The sequence below is a fragment of the Terriglobales bacterium genome (assembly GCA_035561515.1).
Taxonomy (GTDB): Bacteria; Acidobacteriota; Terriglobia; order Terriglobales; family Acidobacteriaceae; genus DATMXP01.
This window is the reverse complement of record DATMXP010000001.1, coordinates 68,845-89,248: the sequence shown is the minus strand read 5'-3', so window position 1 is coordinate 89,248 and position 20,404 is coordinate 68,845. Positions and strand designations below refer to the sequence as shown.

21 protein-coding genes are annotated in these 20,404 nt (G+C 58.1%); 8 read left to right on the top strand and 13 right to left on the bottom strand.

The features are described from left to right. Nucleotides 1-40 precede the first annotated feature (40 nt). Genes mutL through VN577_00380 form a run of 4 tightly spaced genes read left to right on the top strand, consistent with a single transcriptional unit; the run spans nt 41 to nt 4,564 of the window. Nucleotides 41-2,005, top strand: coding sequence for a DNA mismatch repair endonuclease MutL (gene mutL, locus VN577_00395; GenBank protein HWR13256.1), 1,965 nt, complete (start codon nt 41-43; stop codon nt 2,003-2,005). Beyond that, a complete protein-coding gene (locus VN577_00390; GenBank protein ID HWR13255.1) occupies nt 2,005-2,913 on the top strand; it encodes a crosslink repair DNA glycosylase YcaQ family protein in 909 nt (302 codons plus the stop codon). Before mutL ends, VN577_00390 begins: the two co-directional genes overlap by 1 nt. Beyond that, nucleotides 2,910-3,614, top strand: coding sequence for a (d)CMP kinase (gene cmk, locus VN577_00385; GenBank protein ID HWR13254.1), 705 nt, complete (start codon nt 2,910-2,912; stop codon nt 3,612-3,614). Before VN577_00390 ends, cmk begins: the two co-directional genes overlap by 4 nt. Before the next feature lie 8 nt (nt 3,615-3,622). Next, complete coding sequence (locus VN577_00380; protein ID HWR13253.1) at nt 3,623-4,564, top strand: bifunctional 5,10-methylenetetrahydrofolate dehydrogenase/5,10-methenyltetrahydrofolate cyclohydrolase; 942 nt, start codon at nt 3,623-3,625, stop codon at nt 4,562-4,564. A 47-nt stretch (nt 4,565-4,611) separates the two neighbouring features. Here VN577_00380 and VN577_00375 read toward each other — a convergent pair whose 3' ends face one another. The 4 genes from VN577_00375 to VN577_00360 all read right to left on the bottom strand — a co-directional run bounded on the left by VN577_00375 (nt 4,612) and on the right by VN577_00360 (nt 8,067). Further along, entirely contained in the window at nt 4,612-5,727 is a 1,116-nt protein-coding gene (locus tag VN577_00375) for a dipeptide epimerase (GenBank protein ID HWR13252.1), read from the bottom strand. Further along, entirely contained in the window at nt 5,724-6,581 is an 858-nt protein-coding gene (locus tag VN577_00370; GenBank protein HWR13251.1) for an SH3 domain-containing C40 family peptidase, read from the bottom strand. Before VN577_00370 ends, VN577_00375 begins: the two co-directional genes overlap by 4 nt. 140 nt (nt 6,582-6,721) lie before the next feature. Further along, nucleotides 6,722-7,222 (bottom strand): TlpA disulfide reductase family protein, encoded by a 501-nt coding sequence (locus VN577_00365; protein HWR13250.1) that lies wholly within the window; start codon nt 7,220-7,222, stop codon nt 6,722-6,724. Nucleotides 7,223-7,239: 17 nt separating this feature from the next. Continuing rightward, complete coding sequence (locus tag VN577_00360) at nt 7,240-8,067, bottom strand: hypothetical protein (protein ID HWR13249.1); 828 nt, start codon at nt 8,065-8,067, stop codon at nt 7,240-7,242. A gap of 239 nt (nt 8,068-8,306) precedes the next feature. On the opposite strand from VN577_00360, the gene VN577_00355 reads away from it, so the two are divergent. Genes VN577_00355 through VN577_00345 form a run of 3 tightly spaced genes read left to right on the top strand, consistent with a single transcriptional unit; the run spans nt 8,307 to nt 10,376 of the window. Further along, on the top strand, nt 8,307-8,870 hold the full coding sequence (locus tag VN577_00355) for a hypothetical protein (GenBank protein ID HWR13248.1): 564 nt from the start codon (nt 8,307-8,309) through the stop codon (nt 8,868-8,870). Continuing rightward, entirely contained in the window at nt 8,867-9,409 is a 543-nt protein-coding gene (locus VN577_00350; protein ID HWR13247.1) for a hypothetical protein, read from the top strand. The genes VN577_00355 and VN577_00350 overlap by 4 nt, the downstream gene beginning before the upstream one ends. Next, entirely contained in the window at nt 9,402-10,376 is a 975-nt protein-coding gene (locus VN577_00345; GenBank protein HWR13246.1) for a matrixin family metalloprotease, read from the top strand. Before VN577_00350 ends, VN577_00345 begins: the two co-directional genes overlap by 8 nt. A 59-nt stretch (nt 10,377-10,435) precedes the next feature. On the opposite strand, the gene VN577_00340 is transcribed toward VN577_00345, so the two are convergent. The 8 genes from VN577_00340 to VN577_00305 all read right to left on the bottom strand — a co-directional run bounded on the left by VN577_00340 (nt 10,436) and on the right by VN577_00305 (nt 18,070). Then, a complete protein-coding gene (locus tag VN577_00340; protein HWR13245.1) occupies nt 10,436-10,960 on the bottom strand; it encodes a hypothetical protein in 525 nt (174 codons plus the stop codon). 8 nt (nt 10,961-10,968) lie between these two features. Beyond that, on the bottom strand, nt 10,969-12,549 hold the full coding sequence (locus VN577_00335; GenBank protein ID HWR13244.1) for a hypothetical protein: 1,581 nt from the start codon (nt 12,547-12,549) through the stop codon (nt 10,969-10,971). 14 nt (nt 12,550-12,563) lie between these two features. After that, complete coding sequence (locus VN577_00330) at nt 12,564-13,385, bottom strand: type II secretion system protein (GenBank protein ID HWR13243.1); 822 nt, start codon at nt 13,383-13,385, stop codon at nt 12,564-12,566. Nucleotides 13,386-13,395: 10 nt separating this feature from the next. Continuing rightward, nucleotides 13,396-13,965, bottom strand: a complete 570-nt coding sequence (locus tag VN577_00325) for a prepilin-type N-terminal cleavage/methylation domain-containing protein (protein HWR13242.1) — start codon at nt 13,963-13,965, stop codon at nt 13,396-13,398. A 253-nt stretch (nt 13,966-14,218) separates the two neighbouring features. Continuing rightward, nucleotides 14,219-14,854: a prepilin-type N-terminal cleavage/methylation domain-containing protein gene (locus VN577_00320; GenBank protein ID HWR13241.1), complete on the bottom strand. Its 636-nt coding sequence runs from the start codon at nt 14,852-14,854 to the stop codon at nt 14,219-14,221. Nucleotides 14,855-15,029: 175 nt separating this feature from the next. Then, nucleotides 15,030-15,674, bottom strand: coding sequence for a hypothetical protein (locus VN577_00315; GenBank protein HWR13240.1), 645 nt, complete (start codon nt 15,672-15,674; stop codon nt 15,030-15,032). A 174-nt stretch (nt 15,675-15,848) separates the two neighbouring features. Continuing rightward, nucleotides 15,849-16,289, bottom strand: a complete 441-nt coding sequence (locus VN577_00310) for a nuclear transport factor 2 family protein (GenBank protein HWR13239.1) — start codon at nt 16,287-16,289, stop codon at nt 15,849-15,851. Between the two features lie 80 nt (nt 16,290-16,369). Continuing rightward, nucleotides 16,370-18,070 carry a radical SAM protein gene (locus tag VN577_00305; protein ID HWR13238.1) on the bottom strand — a complete coding sequence of 567 codons (1,701 nt, stop codon included), beginning with the start codon at nt 18,068-18,070 and terminating at the stop codon, nt 16,370-16,372. Nucleotides 18,071-18,312: 242 nt separating this feature from the next. Here VN577_00305 and VN577_00300 point away from each other — a divergent pair, with 242 nt between their 5' ends. Continuing rightward, nucleotides 18,313-19,281 (top strand): quinone oxidoreductase, encoded by a 969-nt coding sequence (locus VN577_00300; GenBank protein HWR13237.1) that lies wholly within the window; start codon nt 18,313-18,315, stop codon nt 19,279-19,281. 61 nt (nt 19,282-19,342) lie between these two features. Here VN577_00300 and VN577_00295 read toward each other — a convergent pair whose 3' ends face one another. Next, on the bottom strand, nt 19,343-20,260 hold the full coding sequence (locus VN577_00295; GenBank protein HWR13236.1) for a hypothetical protein: 918 nt from the start codon (nt 20,258-20,260) through the stop codon (nt 19,343-19,345). Nucleotides 20,261-20,404 lie beyond the last annotated feature (144 nt).

The window sequence follows — 20,404 nt, the reverse complement described above, 5'->3', positions numbered from 1 at the left end:
TCGCAGGATCAACCACATACCTGCATTTACAATCAACTGAATGGGCCGCATCCACGTTCTTTCCGAAAATGTCGCGAACAAAATCGCTGCCGGCGAAGTCGTGGAGCGTCCATCCTCGGTGGTGAAGGAACTGCTGGAGAACTCCCTCGACGCGGGTGCAAAACGCATCCGTATCAATGTAGAAGCCGGCGGTAAGAAGCTTATCCAGATCATCGACGACGGCTGCGGCATGGTTCGCGACGACGCCCTGCTCGCCTTTGAACGTCACGCCACCTCGAAGATCCGGAACGCCGAGGACCTGCTCACCATCGGCACGCTAGGCTTTCGCGGAGAGGCCGTTCCCTCCATCGCCTCCGTCTCGCGCTTTCGTCTTGAAACGCACGCACCTGAAGATGCTGCCGGAACCGTCGTGGAAGTGAACGGCGGAAAGATCGCCACCGTCGAAGAAGCTGGTCTTCCGCTCGGAACCTCGATTACCGTCCGCGACCTGTTCTACAACATCCCTGCGCGTCGCAAGTTCCTGAAGTCAGAAAGCACTGAACTGTCACACATCGCGTCGCTGGTCACGCATTACGCGCTCGCACATCCCGAGATGCACTTTGAGCTGCACTCGGCTACGAACGCCATGCTGATTGCGCCACCGGTTGCCGACCACTCGCAGCGCATTTACCAGGTCTTCGGCAAAGACACGCTCGACCAACTCATTCCCGTCGCCGCGCAGCTCAACCTGCAACGCGTCGGTTTGCCGGAACCGCCACCTTGGCGCCGCGACGAAGACTACGAGAAGCCCGAACCCGGAGAACTTCGCGTCCACGGTTTCGTCTCCAAGCCCGAGATCCAGAAGCTGAATCGCAACTCCATCTTCATCTTCGTCAACGGACGCCTCATCCGCGATCGCCTCATCCAGCACGCAATGACCGAGGCTTACCGGAACATCCTTCCGCCCACAGTCTTTCCGGTCGTACTGCTGTTCCTGGAAATGCCGACTGCCGAAGTGGACGTGAATGTCCATCCGTCGAAAGTGGAAGTACGCTTCCGTCAGCAGGCGGTTGTACACGATTTCGTCCGTGACTCGATCCGCGCCGCGCTCATGAAGGCCCGCCCGATTCCCGCCTTCGTGCAGGAAATTCACGCCAGCCCGAAGGCAAGCCCAACACTGGCTCAAGCCGCAGCCGTCGCTCCTCCGAACGACTTAGGCATCACCGAAGCCGATGCTGGCTTCGCGCTGCAAGCGCCAACTCAGCCCGCGTTCGCGCCGAAGCTCGGCTTCGACGTAGAACAAGCGATAACGGTTGAAGCCAACGCCGCCATTCCCGTCGCACGATTCGGCCCGCAAACCTTCGGCAGCCATGTCGTCAACGCGCCGGACACCTGCACGCCTCCGGTGGAAGACGAACCCGTTGAGCAAAGCGGCGACCAGCCGCTTCTCGCGACGCTCAAGCCGCTCGGTCAGATTCGCGAATCGTTCATCCTTGCCGTGAACCACGAAGGACTCTGGATCATCGACCAGCACGTCGCGCACGAGCGCGTTTTGTTTGAGAAGGTTCTGCGACAGCGCGCAGCGGAGCGCGTGGAGAGCCAGCGCATGTTGATGCCGCTGATCGTGGAGCTCACGCCCGGACAGCAGGCCATCTTTGCCGATATCAGCGACGAACTTCATCGCAACGGATTCGAAGTGGAACCATTCGGCTCGCGCACCATCGCCGTCAAAACCGCTCCCGCAGGCGTCGAAGCCGCAGAGGTCGAACGCATGCTGCACGAACTACTCGACCAGTTCCAGCGCGAGGACCAGGCGCTCAACATGGAGGTCATCCGTACTCGGATTGCGGCCTCTATCGCCTGCCACGCAGCAATCAAGGTGAATATGCCGCTCGAGCAGAATAAAATGGAATGGCTTCTCAAAGAACTGGCTAAAACCGACTGCCCGATGACGTGCCCGCACGGACGACCCGTCGTGCTACGGTATTCCATGAAGGATATTCAGCGGGCGTTCAAGCGAATCTGATGACCCATGAAGAATTACAGGAACAGCGGCGCGAAAAGTGGCGCCTGAAAAGCGAGCCTATACGCACGCTCGAAGATGGCCGTGCGTTTATGGAGAACGTCGGATTCTGCCTGATGTATCCACTGCATCCGCCCGTGCTGGTGCCTACGTTTATCGGCGCCTACGTAGGTGCCGATGAGAACCTGCCAACTTCGCAAATGGCCTTTGCTGATCCGCGCGCAAAGGACGCCACCGAGTTGATGGTGCGCTTGCTGCGCGACCGGGCCGCCTACGAGGCAAACCTGTTCGGTGAGACGAACTTCCTCGTTTCGGCAGCGGTGTTCCCTTATTTCTATGGCCTGGTTGGCGACCGCAATCCACGCCACATGCCCAAGCCCGGAACGCGGTCGGAATATTCGCCGTTAGCGCGCGATGTTTTCAACGCCATTAACAAGCACGGCGCGATGTCGAAAGCCCAGTTGCACGATCGCCTTGGTGGCGCACTTTCCGACTCCGCGCTGGACCGCGCCTTAAATGACCTCTGGACCAGGCTCCGCATTACGCGGGTCGATTACCGACCGGACGAAGGAACCTTCTGGGATGTGCTCTATCGCTGGTCACCGGAAGCGGTAAAGGAAGGCGTTGAGATTTCGATACCCGAAGCGCTCTCCGCGCTGGTTGGTAAATATGTCGAGGCAATGATTGCCGTCGAAGCCAGTGAAGTGGAGGAGTTCTTTTCCAACATGGTTTCGCGAGCAAAGGTTCGCGACGCCGTAAATGCATTGCTTGCGGCACGCGAGCTTGCGTTGACTCATGTCGGCAATCGCTCCATGCTGCAAATACCTTCGCGGCAGCCGGTTGTTCCTCCACCCGATCCAGCGCGTCGCCAACCTATCGCGCGTCGTCCGCGTCCGGGGGTCCGCCGGTGACGCAGCGGACAAAGCTCATCATCGCCATCGATGGTCCCGCCGGTGCCGGAAAGAGCACCATCGCTCAATATCTGGCCCGCAAGTTGGGTTACGTGAACCTTGAAACCGGCGCTATGTACCGAGCGCTAGGCTTGAAAGCGCTCGAGAGCGGAGTCTCGCTCGACAACGAGCAAAAGCTATTCGAACTCGCCGAGTGCTCGAACATCATGCTGGATCCCACTCCGAACGGGAACCGTGTTCTGCTCGATGGCCGCGATGTATCCGCCCTCATCCGCGAAACGGATGTCAGCGACGCCGCCTCACGCGCATCGGTCCATCCGAAGGTACGCGAGTGGATGGTGATGCATCAGCGCGAAATGGGAAAACTGGGCGGCGTGATCATGGAAGGACGCGATATAGGAACAAAAGTCTTCCCTGATGCCGATGTAAAGATCTTCCTGGATGCACGTCTCGATGTTCGTGCCGAGCGACGTGCCAAGCAGACCGATGCCATCAACGATCCTGAAAAGGCACAGCAGGTGATGCAGCAGATGATCCAGCGCGACCAGCGCGATTCCACGCGCAAAGAGTCGCCCCTTGTCGCGGCGGAAGACGCGATACTAATCGACTCGTCCTATCTCGGCATCGACGCTGTCATTCACAAGATCGAAAACATCGTGCAGGAACGGCTCGCGAAACTCGCAGCGAGCGCCACATCCTGAAAGACTTCATGAGTACGTCCGAACACCATCACGCAGTATTAATGCTCGGCCAGCCCGTTGCCGACGAGATCAACGCTCGCCTGTCAGCCGCGGTGCCGAAGTTCATCGACAAACACAAGATCACGCCGAAGCTGGCCATCGTGCAGGTCGGACACAATGCCGCGTCCGAGCGCTACATAAAAAAGAAGATCGAAGCTTGCGCCAAACTGCACATGAAGGCCGAGTTGAAACTGTTCCACGATGACATTTCGGCCGACGCCCTTAAGGATGAAGTCAGGAAGCTGAGCGATTCCCTCGAATTTCACGGCGTCCTGGTCCAATTGCCTCTTCCGCGCGAGATCGAAGAGCACTACTCGGCGGGCACGAACAAGTTCGACATCTTCGACGCCATTGCCGCTGAGAAGGACGTGGACGGCGTTGGTCACGACGCGATCGCTTCTCTCTACCGGGCGCAACCCGAGCGCATGATCATGCTGCCCGGCACCGCGTTGGCGGTCCGTCGCATGATGGCTTTCTACAAGATCAAGACGGAAGGCAAGCTGGCGATCATCGTTGGCCGCAACGACATTACCGCCAAACCGATGATGCTGATGCTGGGCGGGCGCATGTGCAACGCCGCCGCGATCTGGGTGCACCGGCATGTGAAACCGGAAGAACAAAAGCGGTTGCTCGCGCAGGCCGATATCATCGTGACCGCCGTCGGCACCGCAAGCTACCGCATCACGAAGGAAATGGTGAAACCTGGTGTGGTGATCTTCGACGTCGCCACGCGTGTTGACGAGCATGGCAAGATGCACGGCGACGCGGAAAAGGACGTCCAACAGGTGGCTTCGGCAATTACCCCTGTGCCGCGCGGAGTGGGACCCGTTACGGTCGCAGCGCTCACCGAAAACCTTTTCCGGTCTGCACAGTTCGCTGCTGGTGTGGGCAAGCCTGGTTACAAGTTCTAACAAAAAAAGGCGGGCTCGGCGCCCGCCTTATCCAACTTAAATGTAAGCTACAGAACTTTCAGCCCCAGCCCCGGTCCGTCCGGCAACACGAGCTTCCCGTCCTTCACCGTTACGCCTCTATACGGATCATTCGCGATTAGCAACGGGCCATCGATGTCGGCGTAATCGACCAGCGGCGACAGATGCGCCGCAGCCGTACACGTGCATGAACTCGAAATCATGCAGCCCAGCATCGTCTTCAGTCCGAGGGCCTTCGCCATCTTGATTGCCGTATAAGCCGCACGAACCCCGCCAGCTTTGTCGAGTTTGATGTTGACGCCGTCGAACCCTGCATTCGCGCACTTCACCACGTCGGCGGGGCGCTCGCACGCTTCGTCGGCGAAGATTGGGATATTCACGCGTTCGCGAATCCACCGGATGTCGCCGATCATGGATGCCGGAATCGGCTGCTCGATGAACTCCACTCCCTGCGTCGCCAGCCAGTTGATCTTCTTGACCGCCTCTTCCTTGTTCGTCCAGCCTTCGTTGGCGTCCACACGCAGGGGCTTCTTCGTCGCGCTACGCACCGACGCAATCATTTCTTCATCGGTCGAAAGGCCAACCTTCACCTTCAGCACCGGGAACTGTTCCGCTTCCGCGACTTTCTGGCGAACCACTTCCGGCTTATCCATGCCGATCGAGAACGTCGTCACCGGGGCTTTGGCAGGATCCAGTCCGAAGTACTGGTAGAGCGGGATCCCCAGCTTCTTGCCGAGCCAGTCCATGAGCGCGATATCCATCGCCGACTTCCCTGCCCACTCGCCCGGAACGCGCTTCCAGATTTCGGTTTCCAACTCCTCGACGTGCCAGGGATGGGTGTTCGCGAGCAGGTCATGCACTGACTGCACGGCAGCCTGAGCCGACTTGGCGTCTTCCTTATAGCGCACAATGGGCGCGCCTTCGCCGTATCCGGTGATGCCGTCGCGCGTATAGCGGACATGCAGCGTATCGCGGTATTCGCTCGACGACATCGTAGTCGTCCACGTATGACGCAGGTTCAGCCGCTTGATTTCCGTTTCAATCTTCGCTGGACCGCTGGTCGCAGGCATTGCGAACGACTCTACCGGCAGCGAAGCGGCAACCCCCAAAGCACCCGCTGACTTCAACCAATCCCGTCGATTCATTTTGTCCTCTTGGCGATGACGAGCAGTTTCGTCCAGTACGGATCACCGAGCCGGCTGATCTGCACCATCGGATGGTCATGCGTCGTGTCGTGGATGAACTCGCCGTTGCCGATATACATCCCGGTATGAGTGATCGATTTCTCAGTGCCGAAGAACAACAGGTCCCCGGCTTTCAGGTCTTCTTTCTTTACAGTGACGAAACCATCCCATCGAGCCTGGACATCGGCATCGCGCGGCATCACGACACCGCGTTGCCGCATAAGCATCTGTGTGAAGCCCGAGCAGTCGAACCCGAAGCTTGAGGTTCCGCCCCACGTATAGGTGACACCGAGAAACTTCTTCGCCAGTTCAATCGACTCAGGAATCGAGAGCAATTTCCCTGTGCGATCCTGCACGTCACCGCGTTGAACCCACGCCTCCGAGCCATTCGTCAGCCGAACCTTCAGCCAACGATCCGACTGCTTTTCCGAAACACCGATCACCTCGAGCGCTGCCTCAAAAGGCAGCACCAGCACGGGCGCATGCTCGGTTACGTCAGGCTCGCGATAGACGTTCGCGCCGCGATTTGCGACGGTCACCACGCGCTTATCTTTCCCCGCGTAATTCTCTTTCTCGTCGAGCGGAAGGAACGACTCGCGCAGCACCCATCCGGTGTAATCGTCGGGCGTCTTGATTTGAATCCAGCCTTCCGGGATCACCGAGCTCTTGTCAGTCGAAGCGACCTGCTGCACGGTGACGCCGTAGATCGCCTGCGAGACGACATCAGCATCGAGGCTCGGCTTGGAATACATGTTGACGACGGGCTTTGACGTGACCCATCGCGCTTGCCCGAATGCCATTGCGGCAAGCGACAAGAACAAGACTGTTGCACAAGTTAGACGTAAACGGCGCATGTGAGCAGAAGCGTATTCTTTTTGCCGCATGGTCGGCAAGTCCGGTGTAGCTTTTACGAGGTTCTGTGTGACCCGCAACCTGCGGGTCAGTTTAGCGACCCTCAACCGGCACGGAACGCCGGCACGTCTTCATTTTTCGCGAAGACCGGAACAGCGGGAGCTTTCGTTGCATCGCCTAACCGTTTAGCGATATCGAGCAGGTCGTCCTTCACAAAGCCAACACAGGAGACCTCAATGGTTCCATCCTGTGAGATCAGGAATATTGTGGGCACGGTTGTAAGGCCGTATGCGTTGGAAACCTCGTATCGGTCGGGATCGTCGAGTACGACCGGAAACGTTACCCCATACTGGCGCGCGAAGAACTGCGTGTCCTTTAGGTTGTTTTGCGATACGCCCACCACGCTGATGTTGGTGCCCTTCGTACGCTGGAAAATGCGTTCCAGGTACGGGAACGTAAATTGACATACCGGACACGATATCTTGAAAAATGCGAGTACCACGGGACCTTTACGCAGCGCCTCGGCCAATGAAAAATGATGACCTGCGGTAGTCGACAACTCGACGCTTGGCGCTTTCTTGCCAGCTTTCAGAGCTTCCATCATGCCTCCACTCTTATGAGTTACAGCAACTGAAAACGTTGCAGAATTTTTCTCGTCAGGCCGGTCAGGGCCATCGTCGACAGCCGCGATTTGCTGACCCACTGGCCTTTTCTGGCAAACGGCATTTCGAACACCGTCACTTGGTAGTCAGTGTTCATGATCGAATGCTTGAACTTAGCCGCCGGAGGATGTCCATTTGGCGAGCATTCAGGGAGTTCCCACATGCCCGGCATCACCGTCGCCGAAAGCGGCCTCTGCATCAGCCGCAATTTGTCTTCTTCTTGCGTGAAAGCCAAAGCCAAGGATGTCACATTTCGGGACGCGCGAGATTTCTGCTGATGTCGTCCCCGCGTTGCGCAATCCGCGACCAGAGGGCATTCTTCGCATTTCGGCGTCGCAGGAATACAGACGGTAGCGCCCAGTTCCATCATGGCCTGGTTGAAGTCACCCGGACGCTGAGGGCTCAGCAGCCGCGCTGCCATGTCCCATGTCGCGGCGGGACCAAGCTCTTTGCCCGTCCACCTGGCGATGACGCGCTCCACGTTCCCGTCGACCACCACCTCCGGTTTCCCGAACGCAATGCTGGCAATGGCCGCCGCCGTGTATCGGCCGATTCCGGGTAATTGTCTTAATCCTTCTGCTGTTTCCGGAAACCGCCCGCCGTGCTGCCGCACCACCTGCTTAGAGCATTCATGCAGGAAGCGCGCGCGGCGGTAGTATCCCAAGCCGCTCCACGCTCCCAGCACTGTTTGAAGCCGAGCTCTGGCCAGTGCTTCGATGGTCGGAAATCGCTCCAGGAACCGGCGATAGTGGTCGAGCACAGCTCCCACCCGCGTCTGCTGGAGCATGATTTCCGAGATCCAGATCCGGTACGGATCTTGCGTGCGCCTCCATGGCAGGTCCCGACGATTCTCGTCGTACCACCTGAGCAGCTCTTTACGAAATCCTTGTATGGACCTTCTCCCCAGCAAGTCTCACCAAATGAGTGAACTTGCGATTCTAAGCACCCGAGCTTCAACTCCGCAATTGCCCTGCTGCGTAGCAACTCCGGTCGGCGAAAGCCGTTCTAAACAGTACGGGTTTCTCTGTGCGTCTATTGTTTCCACTTCTTTTCTTATCTCTTGTGCTGGCAGGCTGCGGTGGTGGCGGTGGTGGTTCCCTAACACCAACGCCTGGGTCAAACCAGCCCAACAATCCGCCTCCACCCTCCGGAAACGGCAGCTCTGGAACCGTCCAATTGGGCGCTCCTGCGGCGATTTCCGTCGGCCAGGGCCAGACCGTCGCGGGAATCGACATTACGGTACCAGCGCCGTCCTCTTCACCTGCGCCGAATGCGCAAAACCTCGGCGTCAACGATCTCACTGGTCGCGCATCAGCTTCAAACACCGGCGGCGTGATGAGCCGCGGATCCAGTAAGCGGATCCTTCTGTTTGGCCCCGGACTGACGGGCTCCATGCAGGTGCGCATCTCCGGGCCCGGTGACATCACTGTCTCGAACCAAGCCGGCGTGCAAGCGACCGATAACACCCCGGGCATCGCCTTCACCGTCACGGCAACCCCCGGCGCGGCACTGGGTGCGCGCACGGTTTATCTCCAGAACGCTTCGGGAGACGTAACGGCCTTCACCGGCGGATTGGAGATCGTCCAGTGACGCAACGAGTCGTCCTCCTTTTCAGCTTATTCTTTGTCGCTGCCGCGTCGGCCACCATGGTCAAGCCGATGACGGTCGAGCAGCTTACGTCCGGTTCGTCGGCCGTAGTCGAGGGCCAGTCCGTCGAGACCTGGACCGGATGGAATGCCACCCACAGTCGTATCTATACGTACACGCGCGTCAAGGTTGCGCGTGCGCTTAAGGGGTCGCCCTCGGACACGATCGTCGTAAAGCAACTTGGCGGCAGCGCCGGCGGATACACGCAGCATGTCGCCGGAGTCCGGGCCATGAGCACCGGCGAACGCGCAGTGCTGTTCCTGCGTCCCAGCACCACGGGCGACGGAACCATGGTGATCGTGGGACTCATGCAGGGACACTTCCGCATCGCTCGCGACAACACCACCGGCACCGATTATGTTTCCAACGGCACACCCGACGGAGAGGAACTCTCCGGGAATACGGTGAAACGCTATCGGGGATCAGCATTAAAACTAAGCGAACTTGAAGCGCGTGTGCGCAAGGCGGTGCCGCGTGAATAGAATCTCGTTCGCATTGGCTGCAATCTGCCTGATTGCCCTTGCCGTCACGCCCGGCTACTCCTGGCTTTCGCAGTTCACCGGCGGTCCCAACAATGTTGACCGCTGGGACTTCACCGCGTTTCCGGTAGTGTGGAACTTGAACCCAGCCACCGGGTCCAACGTCACCGGAAACCGCTCGGTACACGATGTGATGGTCGCGTCCTTCGCAACCTGGACGACCGCCCCAAACGCGGCCCTTGGTGTTAACGAGGGTGCAAACAGCGGCGTCGGTTCGCAGGAAGCTTCTCCGAGCAACGAGAACCTGATTTGCTTTGTATGTACTGACGCCGATTTCACACAGGACAGCAGCACGCTCGCCATCACCATCACCACGACGGCGAACAATGCCGGCGAAAGCGATGGACACGGAGGCACTTCGCGCTTCGGCGGCCAGATCATCAAGTCCGATATCCTCTTCAATCCCAAGGTGCAGTACACCACCGGCGGAACCGACGGCGAAAACCTCCAGGTGATTGCCACGCATGAGATCGGCCACTTCTTTGGACTCGACCACTCCGGCGTTGTACGCGCCATCATGTTCCCGTTCGCCGGCAGCACGACGACGCTTAGCTACGATGATGTGGCGGGAATTTCAACCGTTTATCCGAGCGCTTCACAGCAGTTTGCGCCGGGGAGTATCTCCGGACGCATCGCGTTCACGAACGGAGGCGGAGTATTCGGCGCGCATGTCTTCGCCGAATCGACCACCTCGAACCTGCCGATCGGCGGGAATATCCGGAAATCTCCGATTAGTACGCTGACTGCGCCTGATGGAACCTACACGATCCGGGGCATTCCGGCGGATACCTACAACGTTACCGCCGAACCGCTCGACGACCCAGTCACTAAGTCCGATGTGGACACGTATCCGGGTGTATTCGGCCAGTCAACGCTTCAGACGAACTTCACTACGCGGTGGCGGCAATAACTCGAAGATAAACGAAAAGCCCGACTCCGGAGAGCCGGGCTTTCAATTCATAGCAGGAACTACTGGCCGTCTTTCGGTTCCTCTTTCGGCTTTTCGTTCTTCTGCTTGTCGGCAATTTCCTTCTCGAGTTGTTCCCGCTGTTTGTCCATGTTCTTCAGATCGAACTCCATCGCAGCGAGCATCTGCATCATGTTGTTGCGCCGAAATTCGTTCGTTTCCTGGTTAGCTTTCTCACGGTACTCAACACTCCGTGCCTGGCGCTCCGACATGTTCTTCTTCAGAGTTTCCAGTTTGCCGTTCAATTCCTTCACGTCAGCCGATTCAGAAGCTGCGGGAGCCTTCTTTTCTTCTGTTGACGCTTCCGACTGCTCCGCCTTGCTGTCCACTGAGGTGCCGGATGCGGCGGATGACGGCGCCGAGAGCTGCTCTGCCGGCACGGGCGGAATCTCGTCATTCGTGATTACGCGCGAGGCCTTTTTCGCGGGTTTCTTTTTCGCCGCTTCCGCGATTGACTGAGCGGATAAGGTCCAAGAGCCTAATCCGCAAATCACCAGGACGATGATGGATATGGTCCTAACGGGCATGTCTACTCCTAGTACAACAATTCTCTAGAGCTGATGTACGTAAGCGGGCGGTTCTTGAAACTATTCGCGAGCGCACAGGTGTCCAGCTTGATGTTCACGCTGCCGCCCAGGGTGGTGTCAGCATTTGCGTTCGTATTCTCGCCGGCAATCACGGCGCCGTAGATGTTAGTATCCGCCGAGCCACCGCCTTGGAAGGTAACAACGCCTCGCACAAGGATCAGACCGTACCATTGAAAGCCTCCGCCGTGAATGGTAAGGTCGCCGTTCACGATCAGAATACCGGAGCCGCCACCACCATTCAGCGTGATGTTTCCGTCAACATAACTGACTTGCCCTGCAGTTGTAACACTGGCCGGGTCTGTGGGTGGAAAGGGAGTGGGCAAGGTGCCCAACACATCTGTTCCACTATTCAGCGTGCAAATCCCGCTGGTACAAGTCGCAACGTTTGTTGATCCCGGTTTTAGCGTGTCGATGAGCGGCCCGACCTCCAGATTCGACGGCCAACTGGGAACGTCCTGGATGATTGGGCCAGTGCCCGCGAGAATGTTTTGAGAACTGTTGGGGTTGTCGACGTCACCAGCCGAGTAGATGGCGGACTTGGTATTGTCGCAAGTCGCATACGGGGCTCGCGCGACGCAGGGAGCCGCGTCCTTGGTAGCCGCTCCGCTGCCGGTGGTCGCGCATTGGCAGGAGCACTGATCGTAGCCGTTAACTTGCAGATTGCCTGTCAGATTCACCGAGTCTTTGGAAGTAACGGCGGAACTCACCGCGATCGGCGGCATCGGCGCATATTCCGCCTGGTAATAACGCCGCGAACCGTTTGGCTTGTTCGTGCCCAACTTCACTGGAACTGTACTCGCCAACGCCGTAATCACATACACAGGCGCATACTTTGGCGCCCCTACCGGCGGGGCATCGCAGGCCGAGTAGGTAGAGGGCTTGGGAATCTGATGATCCCCCGTCCAACACACCGGCGCGTCCGGACTGGTGCAATCTCCATTTGGACAGTACGGACTAAAGGTGCCGTTCTGTTTTTGCGTTATGCGCGCCCACTTGTACGGTATCGCTGCGCTCGTTCCTGTTCCGGTTAGCGCGCTTGCAATGCTGGTGTAGTAGGTACCCGTTGGAACATTACCGCACGGAATACCAGCTCCTGATGGAACGAAAGTTGCACCCAGCAGAGGCGTAACCCCGCTACTGTCCACAAATCGCTCGTTGCAGAGTTCGTTGTCATAAACCGGGTTGATTGTACCGTCGGAAAGTGTCAGGCTCCACGGCGTTACTTCTTCACTGCTGGAGGTCTTGTTGATGAGATAAACCACGCCTGTGCCGGCGGAGGTTGTCGGCATCGTAGTTGGCCGCACCGCCGGGATAGGTGCCTCCGGGCGCAACCGTTCGACAGCGTCCTGCGTACCCGCTTTGGCCGCGTAGAAAGCCTGCAACGAGCCGCGGTAGTTGTAGTTCACCGAAGTCTCGGTATTGGCGATGAACATCAATCCCAAAGCAATAGAAGTAAGGAGCAGCAACGCGAACAGCGACATGAACAGCGCCACTCCTCGTTCGTCTCGTCTATATGTCGCACGTTTCATTGGACTCTCCTTTACTACCGGTTTGGCAGGTTCAAAGTAGTGCGCATGGTTGCGACCGGGCGGCGCTTGGTATCCATGTCTGGTGTGGGGCCCATCACGCTCAGGGTAACCACGATCATTGCCGTGCTATCTGCTGCGGTTTTGCCCGCCGCCATATTTCCAGCGGCGAGCGTCGCCGGGACACCGGAAACCAGACCGCCGTTCTTATCCAGGAACTGGAACACAGGATTGATTTTGTAGTTCCCGTACACGGTGTCGTTCGAAGCACCACCCGGTGCGTTGCCGGCAATTGTCCACGCCGAAGCCCCGCCCCCGGTGCTATTGACCACATTCTCCACTTCCGCGTTAAATGCGTACGGCATGGCCTCGACGTTCGTCGTTCCACCGAGTGGTTTCCCTACCGCACTTCGACGAAGCGTACACGGACAGGACCCGCTGGCGTTGGGCTCGAGCTTGTATCGAATCACCGAGACCGGGGTTCCGCCCGGGGCACTCGTACCCAGCCCTTCCATGTCGCCGTCCAGGATGATTTCCGTGCTCGACGCGGCCACCAGGCCTTTGGCGGCGTACCAGTAGCTGTTGCTCGTGCTGGTGATCTTGTCCACCGCGTACATTCGGTTGTTGGGATACCCCGAGTTATGCAGGTCGCGCCCGATCTGGTCCACGAATTCACGTGCGTTCTGCATCACATCCACGCGCTGCTCTTCCGTGCGATACCGCTTCTGCACCTGGTTGATAGCGGCGAAAAGAACGCCCATCACGATGGTGAGAATCAGCATCACCACCATGATTTCGATCAATGAAAAACCGCGTTGTGACTTCAGGCTCGTTCGCATGTACATCTCCCTACTTGGTCACCACGGTACGAAGTGTCGCGGGAATGGCGAAAAACTTCAGCCGTTCGCGTGCGGTGCTGGCGGCCCCAACCTGTCGCGCAGAAACCGTCACCAGCTTGGAATAAACCACGTTTCCACTGCCGGAGATCGTTTGCACTCTCCACCGGATGTTGTAACGCGACTGCGTGCCACCGGCGCCACAGCTCATGTAGTTAATGCTGTATCCCGCCGGAGCGGTGCCGCTGAAATCGATGTTCCCCTGACTGTCGACCGCTGCCCCCAACCCCGTCGTGCTGCCTCTCGGATCTACAGTTAGTGCCACCGGTGTAGGTGCTGTGCAATCGGTGATCGTAAAGGTAGTGTTGGCATCTGGACCGGCCGCGGCGATTCGTTCCATTACCATCTCCGCCAAAGTCGTGGCGGTGGTATCCATCTTGTTTCGGTTATTGCTGGCGATCGCGCCGCTGATCAGGATCATCACGCCGCCCAAACCTATGGCCAGGACGGTCATTGCGATCATCAGCTCGATCATTGTCATGCCGCTTTCGCTGCGGCTCGATCTTTTCCGCCTACGCAACATACTTCTCCTCACTTCCAGGAGCACCCACGCTGGGAAAGCCGTCCGAAAAGGAGTTCTTCAGGAACTTACGTGCGAATGCTACCACTGGATTGAGAGGGAAACCAATAACGGAAGGCGGTTAGAACAATTGTTACCAATGACTTAAGTGTTTCGTCCGAGGGTAATCAGGTGCGGCAAATAAGATACGAAAGGCGACCTAATTGCCTGCCGTTTTCGTGATTTATCGATCCGCCCCGCTGGGGTGCGCGCCCGGCTAGCCTTTGTTCCAGGTTGTCCCGCCGTAGACGTAAACCTGCACTTTTCCAGCCGGCGAAATGCCGATGGCGGCCCATCCATTCGCTCCGATCGGCCTGCGATCGGTTACGTACAGCAGATACTTCACAGCAGGGTCCCCCAATCCAGTAGACAGGATTGTGTTGCACAGCGCTGTCACAGAGCTTCGATAACAGGGGAGTCCACGGGGGCTGAACATTGGGTTAGTCGTCGCGAGAGTTGACCCGGCGGGCGGAGGCATGAAGCCGAGAGTGGCTGCGCCGACGCCTGTCGGCGTTCCACCAGTCGTGGTTACGACACTGACGTTAGAACCCAGTTGCACGGTTTGCTCATTCGCTGCAGGCCGCGTTCCGCAGGTTTCCGAAGCCCACGCCATGGTCGCCCCGTCCACCGTGCCGTAGCACAAAGAATATGGTTTGTTCGCGCGGATCGCCTGCATACGCGTCGCCTGCGCCATGCCGGATAGTTCGTACGCCGACGAACGAAGCCGCATGTTGTACGTCGCGTTGATAAGGCTCGGGAAGGCCATCGCCGCCACCACCAGCGTCACCGCCACCACGATCATCAACTCGATCAGCGAAACACCTCGTTCACGACCACCCGATCTACGTGCCATGGCGACCTCTCCCCTTCACAGAAGTGGACCTGATGTGGCCGGATGTTACCACCGGTTCCATTCGGAGCACCACCGCTTGCGCGCAGTAGAAAGGAAAACGCCCCTAAGCCGCGTGGCCAAAGGGCGTTGCTAAATCGCTGTTGCCGCAAATTCTTGCTCTGCGGAGCGCCGGGTCTTACCGTCCCCAGCTCGTACCGCCGCCGTATACCCAAACCTGCGTCCTGCCGGCCGGCGACACCGAAACCGCTGCCCAACCGTTCTGGCCCATGGGGCGCGTATCAGTCATATAGACGGTGTAGGACACAACCTGGCCGACACCAAATCCTATGCCGCTCGATGAAGAACCAATCGTGTCGCAACGTCCGGTCGTTCCCCGATAGCAGGGTAATCCGCGCGCGTTGAACGCCGGCTTAGCGGTCGCGAGTGTTCCGCTTGGTAATGGGAAACCTGTATTCAATCCGCCCGGCATTCCAGAAGTCACAATCTGTACGTTTCCGCCCAACTGGATCTGCTGCGGGGTCTTGCCGCTGGCCAGTTCTGTGCTGGCGGTACAGGCATTATCTCTGGAGACCCATGCCCGCATCGTGCCGTTCACGGCAGCGTAGCAGACAAAGTAGTACCTGTTATCGCGGATCGCCTGCATACGCGCCGACTGCATCAGCCCAGCCAGCGAACTGGCGGATGAACGCAGTTTCACGTTGTACATCGATTGCACTATCGACGGTAGCGCCGTTGCTGAAACCGTAAGGATGATGGCAGTGACGATCGTCAGCTCGACCATCGAAAAGCCGCCTTGGCGGGATCGCTTACCCAACTTCATCGTGGACTCCATCTCCCGGGACCTGGGGCCCTGAGACTTTCACATTGAGCCGGGGGACGAACATACTCCACCCGAGACCCTCTCGGGCTGATCCTTTTATGCACCAACCCATTGTGAGCGTGGGAGATAACGAAGGTCATGGACCTTCAGGGTAAAGCACTGAAAAGGCATCCATCAAGGCAGGAAATCCGCGTGTGCCACCGCAACCCAGTTCGCCCCGACCTGCTGCCAGACCGTCATTGATCGCACTGGTTCCGGCGAGATTGGCTTACCGTCGACGGTCCCCGTCACCGTCAGCGTCGCCGTTACGATGAAATCCGCGCCCGCCGTCTGCACCTGCACCTCGGCCAGGTTCACCGATTGCAGTTCGAACTGCTTCCAGCGTTCGATGCTCGCGGTCTTGTCACGACGCTCGTTCGCGCTTGTATAAACGAAGTTGGGTTCAAGATGCTTGCCGAGTTCCGCCCAGTTCTTCGTACGAATCTCCTCCCAGAGGAGTCGCTCCAGTTGCTCGCCACCTGTCGCTCCCGCCCACCCCTTCGGGGGATTCTTCCACATCGTGCACGACGACAGCACAGCCATCAGAACAACTGCGGCGGATAGGCGCTTGAGCATGCGGAGGATTGTATCAATCGCCCCCAAACAATTGGAGGACACTCACCTCGAGCGTCCTCCATGGTTTTCGTTTGGGTTTCTTAGCAGCCGCCGCAGGAACTTCCGCAACCCTTTGGCTTCGGACGAACCTCACCCTGGTATTCGGCGATCGGAACCGAGAACTCGCGCTCAATCTTGTCGCGGAAGACCGGTCCCGAGTTGTAGGTGCAGAACGGATACAGCTTGCCGTTCGGCGCGGCATAGTGAATCAGGCAGCGCTTTACGCGCGCGATGTCGTAGTTGTACGAATCCATGAAGTGCATGCCAGCCACCATCAGCGTGCGATAGGTGAACTTGCCGTCCATGCCGTCGCGTCCGTACTTCTTGTCCACGCAGCCTTGCACAGTCTGCAGGAAGCGATCGAAGTCCAGCCCCGGAGGTGCAAACTCCTTCTTGAAGTGCTTCCGCAGCGAACTCCACGCTTTCACGCCGCTAAACACCTTGAAGATCGACTTGCCGGTCTTGCGCGCGATTTCGTCCATGTCTTGAAGTAGCCCGGGCAGATCAAGGAAGCGCGTCGCCGGAACTGCGGTCTTCGTCTGCTCGTCGACGAAAAGGTACGTGCCGATGGAGCAGTGCGGATGGCAGGTCAGTGTGACCGTCTCGTCACCCTTCATGGCCGAGATCAATTTGGAGAACGGCACCACCGATGAGAGTGGGAACCAGTCGTAATATTTATCGGTGATGCCGGTCTGATCTGCTACCGAGTGGGCAAGGTCGGCAAGCGTAAATCTTTTTTGCTCGAGTTCGCGGCGGTTGATGCGTCCCGTGAACGCCACCGGCTGGAAGCTGATACCGCTGACGCAATCAATGTTCTCGATCGCCATTCGAACGATGTCGCCGATCTGGTGATCATTGATCCCCTTCACAATCGTCGGCACGAAAACGATCTTCAGTCCGGCCTTCCGGACGTTCTCAATCGCCTTCAGCTTGTATTCCATCAGCGACATGCCGCGAGTGCGCTTGTAGACGTCATCGCAGACGCCGTCGAATTGGAGATAAAGCGTCTGGAGGCCGGCCGCCTTGGATGCTTCCGCGAACCCCGGCTTCGCGAACTCAATGCCATTGGTCGCCGCCTGGATATGCGAGAAGCCCATCTCGCGCGCCATGCTCAGAATCTCGAACCACTGCGGGTGGATCGTCGGCTCGCCGCCGGAGAACTGCACCACGCGTCCTGCAACCGGCTGCTGCTCGCGCAACGCCGCAAGTTGCTTGCGAACCAGATCGATTGACGGCTCATACACGTAGCCCTGAACGTTTGCATTCGCAAAGCAGACCGGGCAGGTAAGGTTGCAGCGATTGGTCAGGTCAACGTTCGCCAGCCCCGTGTGCGAGGTGTGCATGCCGCACATACCGCAGTCATCAGGACAGCTCTTGGCATCCATCACCGCCGGATTCTTTAGTCCGCGGTTGTCGCCAAACACCCAGTTCTCCATCTTCAGATAAAGCTTCACGTCGGAGAAAACGATGTCTCTGAATGTCCCGTGCTCTTCGCAGTTCTTCTCCATCACAACTTTGCCCTGGTCGGCAAAGATGTCGGCGCGGATAGTCTTCCCGCATTCTGGGCAGAGCGATTCCGTTATTTTGGGCAGGCCCTTCTGAATGGGCTCAATCGGAGCTCCGGTGTACGTGGTAGTCGGCTGGATGATCTTGAAGTCGGGGCGAAGACCCGCTGCGGTGTCGAGACGCTTCTCGCTATTGGGCGTAAACACCGGTTGTGGCGCGAACGTTTGCGTGCTCACTGATGCTCCTAATCGTGACTTGGACGAATGACGTATTGATTCCAAGTTATTTAATCAGCGCAGTCTCTGAACCCCAAAAACCACTCGGTGCGGAATGTCGCCATTCGCTGCACAGAACCCCTGTTCACATTCGGAACTCGACCGAAACGGCCGATTTGTCACCCTTCAAAGTGAGATTTGTCACAAATTTCCCTTTTTTCACCTCTTGCGACCTCGAAGCAGTCCGTGTAATCAGTGAAGACATGAAAGCGATTCAAGTCTCCAAGACCGGTGGTCCTGAAGCCCTTCAGTATGTCGACCTGCCCGTCCCCAAACCAAAACCGAACGAAGCCCTCGTGAAGATCGAATCGATTGGGGTCAATTTCATCGACGTCTACTTCCGTGAAGGACGCTATCCCGCCCAGACTCCTTTCATCGTCGGACGCGAAATGGCCGGAACGGTCACTGAGGTTGGGTCTGAGGTCCGCGATCTGCAGCCCGGCGACCGAGTCGCCCAGACCAGCGTCATGGGAAGCTACGCCGAATACCAGTGTGTCCCTGAAGCGCAGTTGGTGAAGGTGCCCGACCAGATCACCTCGGAACAGGCTGCCGCGGTCATGCTCCAGGGAGCTACCGTCCACTACCTGGTACGTAGCACCTATCCGCTCAAATCCGAAGATACCCTCTTGCTGCATGCGGCGGCAGGTGGGGTAGGACTTCTGCTAGCCCAGTTCGCCAAGCGAATCGGCGCACGCGTCGTCGGAACCGTCTCCACCGAGGAGAAGGCGAAGCTTGCCCGCGAGGCCGGAGTGGACGACATCATTCTTTACACGCAACAGGATTTCGTCGCCGAGACGAAGCGCCTAACCGGCGGCAAGGGCGTAGACGTCGTTTATGACGGTGTGGGTAAAACCACTTTTGAAGGCAGCCTAAGCGTCCTGAAACCACGCGGCTACATGGTCTTGTTCGGAGCATCGAGCGGCGCCGTTCCGCCATTCGACCCGATCCGCCTGTCCCAGATGGGCTCCCTTTTCTTGACCCGTCCGAACCTTGTGAACTACATCGCAACGCGCGAAGAACTCCAGTGGCGCATGACCGAAGTCTTCAACATGATGATCGCAGGCGACTTGAAGGTCCATGTCGGACAGCGCTACAAACTCTCCGACGCACCTCAGGCGCATCGCGATCTCGAAGGGCGAAAGACAACCGGCAAGGTCATCCTCCAGCCGTAACCGACGACTTCCAATAAAAACGCCAGAGGGCTTACCTCCGGCGTTCTGGTTTCTGCCGTCGTCAGTAGCTCATGGCGCAGTAGCCACCGGATGCGTTCACCCAGTTCTGCTGGATGAGATACTGCCGGCTGCCGAGCGTCACGTTGTACTTCGATCCGTTGGAGGCCGTCGAAGTCGTGCCGAACGTCCAGGCGCATTTGTCCGCATTTTCGTAGCCGCGGTTGTCGTACCAGGCATTCAAGTCCGGGTCCGTGTGCGCTTCTTCGAGTTCATGCGCGATGATGCTCGCCATCCCGTCCGCGCCCGTGTTGTCGTTCGGACTGGTGGTCTGCGCCGCACAAGCCGACGGACACCGTTCCGGGTTGCCGACGAAGGAATACTTAATGTCCAGTCCGGCAATGGACCCGTGTGTGTGCCATCCGCAATATTGCGTGCAGAAACCGCTGCTCGCAGTAACGTCCTTCGACGTAAGCACGAAGTAAACGCCATTCGGATCGGCGGGGAGCTGATTGCTCGTGATCGCGTTCGAAACTACCGTCTTGATCTGCGAATCCGTCAGCGAAGTGCCTTGCGAGTAGCTATCGTTCGTGCTCCGCTGGTACGCGATCGAGTTGGAAAGGTTCGTTCCCGCTCCATTGTTATATGTGGTGTTGATGTTGTAGTACGGAGATCCGCCGATGTTTTGGATGAAATCCGTCAGGATCGACGTCGCCGAATTGCCGGACCAGTTCCCGTACCAGATGTAATAAACGTTTACGGTTCCCAGCATCACCGGACCACCGTGATACGAGATGCCGTTGGTTGCGCGCGGCCGCTGCTTCGCATTCGCTTGCGAATGCGCTTGGCGTTCACCCCATCCTTTACCCGTAGGAACCAGGTCGTCGTTGTTATTGTCTTGGCGAACTACTTGGCCAAACATCGAAGCCGAGGAAACAGACACGACAGCACAGAGGAGTGCTGCCCTCCAGATGCTTTTCACTTGTGGAACCCTCCAATGGATCTACTACTCTCGCCACCCCACGGCGAGAAAGGCATGTAGTTGGTGATGGAGAGTAGACCAGGAACCACGGCGTGTCAATGCGCCGAAGCCGCATTTTTACAGGATTTTTTCTTACCCTGGAGG

Coding starts and splice junctions, on each gene's coding strand:
- VN577_00365 (HWR13250.1), bottom strand. CDS start 7,222: ATGATGGAAGCTCTGAAAGCTGGCAAGAAAGCGCCAAGCGTCGAGTTG.
- VN577_00310 (HWR13239.1), bottom strand. CDS start 16,289: ATGCTCAAGCGCCTATCCGCCGCAGTTGTTCTGATGGCTGTGCTGTCG.
- mutL (HWR13256.1), top strand. CDS start 41: ATGGGCCGCATCCACGTTCTTTCCGAAAATGTCGCGAACAAAATCGCT.
- VN577_00330 (HWR13243.1), bottom strand. CDS start 13,385: ATGCGAACGAGCCTGAAGTCACAACGCGGTTTTTCATTGATCGAAATC.
- VN577_00335 (HWR13244.1), bottom strand. CDS start 12,549: ATGAAACGTGCGACATATAGACGAGACGAACGAGGAGTGGCGCTGTTC.
- VN577_00360 (HWR13249.1), bottom strand. CDS start 8,067: ATGCTCCAGCAGACGCGGGTGGGAGCTGTGCTCGACCACTATCGCCGG.
- VN577_00315 (HWR13240.1), bottom strand. CDS start 15,674: ATGAAGTTGGGTAAGCGATCCCGCCAAGGCGGCTTTTCGATGGTCGAG.
- VN577_00390 (HWR13255.1), top strand. CDS start 2,005: ATGACCCATGAAGAATTACAGGAACAGCGGCGCGAAAAGTGGCGCCTG.
- VN577_00300 (HWR13237.1), top strand. CDS start 18,313: ATGAAAGCGATTCAAGTCTCCAAGACCGGTGGTCCTGAAGCCCTTCAG.
- VN577_00380 (HWR13253.1), top strand. CDS start 3,623: ATGAGTACGTCCGAACACCATCACGCAGTATTAATGCTCGGCCAGCCC.
- VN577_00325 (HWR13242.1), bottom strand. CDS start 13,965: ATGTTGCGTAGGCGGAAAAGATCGAGCCGCAGCGAAAGCGGCATGACA.
- VN577_00320 (HWR13241.1), bottom strand. CDS start 14,854: ATGGCACGTAGATCGGGTGGTCGTGAACGAGGTGTTTCGCTGATCGAG.
- VN577_00340 (HWR13245.1), bottom strand. CDS start 10,960: ATGCCCGTTAGGACCATATCCATCATCGTCCTGGTGATTTGCGGATTA.
- VN577_00375 (HWR13252.1), bottom strand. CDS start 5,727: ATGAATCGACGGGATTGGTTGAAGTCAGCGGGTGCTTTGGGGGTTGCC.